This is a genomic window from Nocardioides sp. (assembly GCF_004803405.1).
In the GTDB taxonomy this organism is placed as follows: Bacteria; Actinomycetota; Actinomycetes; order Propionibacteriales; family Nocardioidaceae; genus Nocardioides; species Nocardioides vastitatis.
This window is the reverse complement of the sequence record NZ_SSXI01000203.1, coordinates 1-864: the sequence shown is the minus strand read 5'-3', so window position 1 is coordinate 864 and position 864 is coordinate 1. Positions and strand designations below refer to the sequence as shown.

Here is an 864-nt window from a genome sequence, read left to right as displayed (position 1 = left end):
CACCAGGGCCGCGAGCAGCGCGGTCAGCAGCACGAGCGGGGCGAGGACCGCCCGGAACGGCCGGGAGGTGCGACGGTGAGCGGGCATGACGACTCCTGCCGATTGAAACGATGCAACGGTCACGCTAGGAGCAGCGTGACTGCCGTCACAACCCTCTGGCCGGATCCGGCCACCGGGTCGCCTCAGATCAGGCCCACGCGGACGGCGTGCACGACGACCTCGATGGAGGAGTCGACGCCGAGCTCGTCCGCGATGGCGCGGAGGCGTCGACGCACCGTGCGCTCGGAGAGACCGACCCGGCGGCCGATCAGGTCGGTGGTCAGACCCGCCGCGAGCAGGGCCAGGATCTCCACGTCACGCGGCTGCGGCGTCCATGCGTCGTCGAGCGCGTGGCCCTGCCGTCGTTCGGCGACCACGCTCAGCCGCCCTGCTGCACCACGATCACGTGCAGCTGCCGGGGTCCGTGGACTCCCTCCACCCGGCTCAGCTCGATGTCGCTGGTCGCGCTCGGACCGCTGATCCAGGTCAGGGGGCGGGCGGGGTCGAGCAGCGCGATCGCGTCGCCGACGTCGGCGACCACCTGGTCGACCCGTACGACGCACACGTGGCGGTCCGGCACCAGGGTCAGCGCCCGGCGGCCCTGGTCGGGCTCGTGGTCCAGCACGATCGTGCCGGTCTCGGCGATGCCGACCCGGCACAGGGTGACCACGGCGTCGACCCGGTCGAGCTGGTCCGCGGTGAGGCCGTCGTCGACCACCGGGTCGACCAGCCGGACGCGGAGCTCCTCGGGGAGCCCGGGGGGCACCACGACCCGCGCTCCGGCCGGGACGGCGGCCGCAACCGCGTCGGCGACGCCGTCCGCGG

General features: G+C 74.0%; 2 protein-coding genes. Both read right to left on the bottom strand.

Features of this window, described 5'->3' with window-relative positions:
- Nucleotides 1–182: 182 nt before the first annotated feature.
- Nucleotides 183–416 (bottom strand): helix-turn-helix domain-containing protein, encoded by a 234-nt coding sequence (locus E7Z54_RS14135; RefSeq protein WP_136434735.1) that lies wholly within the window; start codon nt 414–416, stop codon nt 183–185.
- Nucleotides 417–418: 2 nt separating this feature from the next.
- Nucleotides 419–864: LutC/YkgG family protein (locus E7Z54_RS14130; RefSeq protein WP_136434733.1), on the bottom strand; the 446-nt coding region annotated here is incomplete at its 5' end.